Source organism: Aquiflexum sp., from assembly GCF_977115555.1.
On record NZ_CDSBKL010000379.1, the window covers coordinates 1 to 3,820 of the forward strand.

A 3,820-nucleotide genomic window follows, 5' to 3' on the forward strand; every position below is an offset into this window, starting at 1 on the left:
CATACATAAGGGTGCCGCCACGAGGATTTTTTTGTTACCTTGGTATCAATCTGGCTGACAGCCTCTGACCCCCCCTCCTCTATCAGAGCTATTTTGGGTGTTTTTTTTTAAATTTTAACTTTATTATTTCCAAAAATTTGACATTTTGATAAATTTAAGATATAATTAACCAATTATTTAATTCCATTTTAAAAAAACAGGAATCCCTGAAAGACAAATTTTTTGTTTCCAAGGAGCTTTTTTCTTCCTTTTTGGAAAGTAGCTAAGATATGATTGATAACTGCTGGTTTTTTAAAATCAGATTATTGTTAAGTTAGATTCAATAAAAATCCCTTCAATGTAGCCTCTCCCCTACTCTACCACAGGTGAATTTTCGAATCACATTCTTATATTTAGGATATGAAAAACATCATCATCACAGGAGGGGCAAGTGGAATCGGCTTAGCTATCACCAAGCTTTTTGCCTCCAAAGGAAACAACGTTTACTTCCTTGATTACAATGAATCTTTGGGAAAGGAAGTCGAAAAAGAACTTTTAGAAGAAGGATTCAAAGTCACTTTCCTCCAAGCTGATGTTTCTAACTTGGAGGATGTCAAAAAGACTTTTGGAAGACTTCCTGAAAAAATAGATGTGCTTGTCAACAATGCCGGAATCTCCCACATCGGTAACTTAGAAAATACAAGCGAAGAAGATTTCGAACGGGTATTTCAAGTCAATACCAAAGGGGTATTTACCTGTAGCCAAGCTGCGATTCCCAAACTCAAAGCCAATGGAGGCGGTGCCATCATCAATATGTGTTCTGTCGCTGCAACGATAGGTATCCCGGACCGATTTGCTTACTCCATGACCAAAGGAGCTGTCATGTCTATGACCCTGTCCATCGCAAGAGATTATGTCAGTCATAATATCCGTTGTAACTGCATCTCTCCCGGTCGGGTACATACTCCTTTTGTGGACGGTTTTTTAGCAAAAAATTATCCGGGTCAGGAAAAAGAAATGTTTGCAAAATTGGGGGCAACCCAGCCTATAGGGCGGATGGGACTTCCTGAGGAAATTGCAGCAATGGTGTTTTACCTCGGTTCTGATGATGCGAGTTTCATCACAGGAAGCAATTTCAATATTGACGGAGGATTTATGGGATTGAAGGTTTGATCCAAACAACCAGAGAAATTAGATTTTTTCCAAATGTTCCTTTGTCAAATACCCTTTGGTATCTCCTGTGTTCAAAGTGGTAGCAGGTTCAAAAAGCATCACCGACACCTCCTCTTCCGCTACAGGACGGTGTTCTATACCTTTGGGAACAATCAAAAATTCACCTTCTTTGAGTTCAATGGTTTTGTCCCGCAATTCCATCTTGAACTTCCCTGAAACCACAAGGAACATTTCATCCTCGTTGTCATGTTTGTGCCAGACAAACTCCCCTTTGAATTTGACTAGCTTGACATGTTGTCTATTGAGTTCCCCCACTATCCTTGGGTTCCAATAATCCTTGAAGAGGGATAATTTTTCGGAAAGGTTGACTTTTTGCATGGGAAAAGGATTTAATGGAAACGAAAAAGAAAAAAAGGTCCTTATTTTTTGGAAAATTTTTCTGTGAAACAAGTGCTATTTAAATTCAAAAATCCATTCTTACAAACCATTTTTAATAAAATTCAAATTCAAGTTTTTCTCTTAGATATTCTGAAAATCCTTCTCCCAAAATTCACATTGGTAGCCAAACCAATTTTTGGTATATTCAAAATTACATTTATTGAATAAACCCAAAATCAATGAACCGCAGGGACTTTGTAGGTACTTTACCGGGATTGGCTGTTATCCTTTCCGGCCAAAACCTTTTGACAGGCAAAGAAGAAAATCTACCTATTTCAGCAAATGAATACAATTGGGTTACTTTTTATAACCGTGCAGGAAAATCATGGGGCGAAGATTGGGATGCCTGTTTGGCAGAATTTACGCAAACCAAAATCCCGGGATTCGAGCCTTCTATCAGAGATGCTGCTCATTTGGAGGAATTGATCCCATTTTTGGAAAAGTATCAGATCAAACTCCCTTCTGTATATGTTGGCAGCCAAATGCATGAAGAGGACCTTGCCAAAAAATCTATGGAGGTGATTTTGGAAATTGCTGAAAAAGCCAAAGAACTGGGCACCAAAATTATTGTCACAAATCCCAATCCAATTCAGTGGGGAAGCGGACAGCTCAAAAATGACAAACAACTCCTTTGCCAAAGCGCTTACCTTGAAAAAATGGGGAAGTCACTCAAAGGCATGGGAATCAAATTAGCATACCATACCCATGATGTAGAATTGCAGGCCGGAGCAAGGGAGTTTCACCACGTCCTCCAAAATACTTCTCCTGAAAACCTTTCCTTTTGCATGGATGTCCATTGGATTTATAGGGGTTCGGGCAATTCACAAGTGGCGGTTTTTGACACTTTGAAAATGTATGGGGACAGAATTGTATCTTTTCACCTAAGGCAATCCCAAAACGGTATTTGGACAGAAACTTTTCAGCCGCAAGGTGATATCGATTTTGTCAGGTTTGCGGAGGAAGTGAAAAAAATGGGGATAAATGCCCACCTAGTGATCGAGCAATGTCTCGAAGAAAAAACAGTCCAAAGAACAAATGTCGTGGACGCACACAAAATCAGTTATTCAGCAATCAACAAACTCTTTAACAGCTAAAATATGGTTAATATTTGTATTCTCGGAGGAGGTTTTATCGGTCGGTTTTATGCTGATTCTCTCATCGGAAGAAGGGGAAAAGATTTGGTAAAAGTAGTTTATGCCCGAAAAGAAGAAACCGCACTCCGATTTGCCAAGGACTACAATGTCCCCCATTCCACTACCGATATGGAGGCAGCCATCACACATCCAGAAACTGATATAGTCGTCATTGCACTCCCCAACTATGTCCATGAAGAAGCTGTCATGCTTTGCGTTAAACATAAGAAACCTGTCTTGTGTACCAAACCCTTGGGAAGAAATGCCGAAGAGGCATTGAGGATGACATTGGCATGTGAGGAAGCCGGAGTGTTTGGTGGATATTTGGAAGACCTTTGCTATACTCCCAAATTCCTCAAATCCGTAAAAAGTGTAGAATCGGGCGCTATCGGAAGGGTTCTTTGGGCGAAGTCAAGAGAAACCCATCCCGGTCCACACTCGGATTGGTTTTGGGATATGGAAAAAGCCGGTGGTGGCGCCATCATTGACCTTGGCTGTCATTGCGTGGAGATTTCAAGGAATTTTATAGGCAAAGACATTTTACCTGTAGAAGTCATGTGTTGGGCAGATACGCAGGTCAAGCCTATCGATGCAGAGGACCATGCCATCGGTTTGGTCAAATATGAAAATGGAGCCATCGGGCAGTTTGAAGTTTCATGGACTTTCCGTGGCGGAATGGATTTGCGGGACGAGGTGATGGGAACGGAAGGCACGATTTGGATCAATTCATTCTTGAGAACCGGCTTTGAGATGTTCACAAGCGGGGCAGGAAGTGACTATGTAGCCGAAAAAGCAGAATCCTCCTCAGGATGGCTGTTTCCGGTTGGGGATGAGGCACACGAATTGGGTTATCCAAATATGTTCAATGATATGTTTGATGCTTTCGAAAAAGGGGAGCAACCGCGGGAAACCTTTTACGATGGCTATGTGGTCAATGCCATCATTGATGCCGCATATAAATCCGCCAAAACCAAACTTTGGGAACCTGTCGATCTTCCGATTTGGAGAGGAAAAAGAGGTTTGACCAAACCTTCCGTATATCAGGAACATGATGCTTTCCATTGGTTTATCAAGGAGGAAATCCTTCCAAACGGTGA

4 protein-coding genes are annotated in these 3,820 nt (G+C 41.2%); 3 read left to right on the forward strand and 1 reads right to left on the reverse strand.

Annotated elements, in window-relative coordinates; all coding sequences use genetic code 11:
- Nucleotides 1-399 precede the first annotated feature (399 nt).
- A complete protein-coding gene (locus tag ACZFYI_RS16940; protein ID WP_462525311.1) occupies nt 400-1,152 on the forward strand; it encodes an SDR family NAD(P)-dependent oxidoreductase in 753 nt (250 codons plus the stop codon).
- An 18-nt stretch (nt 1,153-1,170) separates the two neighbouring features.
- On the opposite strand, the gene ACZFYI_RS16945 is transcribed toward ACZFYI_RS16940, so the two are convergent.
- Nucleotides 1,171-1,530 (reverse strand): cupin domain-containing protein, encoded by a 360-nt coding sequence (locus ACZFYI_RS16945; RefSeq protein ID WP_462525312.1) that lies wholly within the window; start codon nt 1,528-1,530, stop codon nt 1,171-1,173.
- Nucleotides 1,531-1,769: 239 nt separating this feature from the next.
- On the opposite strand from ACZFYI_RS16945, the gene ACZFYI_RS16950 reads away from it, so the two are divergent.
- Together ACZFYI_RS16950 and ACZFYI_RS16955 are read left to right on the forward strand one after the other, a co-directional pair.
- Entirely contained in the window at nt 1,770-2,684 is a 915-nt protein-coding gene (locus tag ACZFYI_RS16950) for a sugar phosphate isomerase/epimerase family protein (protein WP_462525313.1), read from the forward strand.
- Nucleotides 2,685-2,687: 3 nt separating this feature from the next.
- A partial coding sequence (locus tag ACZFYI_RS16955) for a Gfo/Idh/MocA family protein (RefSeq protein WP_462525314.1) occupies nt 2,688-3,820 on the forward strand: 1,133 nt, incomplete at its 3' end.

Bases quoted from the DNA above. Each gene is read 5' to 3' on its own strand.
- ACZFYI_RS16945 (WP_462525312.1), bottom strand. From the start codon at position 1,530: ATGCAAAAAGTCAACCTTTCCGAAAAATTATCCCTCTTCAAGGATTAT.
- ACZFYI_RS16950 (WP_462525313.1), top strand. From the start codon at position 1,770: ATGAACCGCAGGGACTTTGTAGGTACTTTACCGGGATTGGCTGTTATC.
- ACZFYI_RS16940 (WP_462525311.1), top strand. From the start codon at position 400: ATGAAAAACATCATCATCACAGGAGGGGCAAGTGGAATCGGCTTAGCT.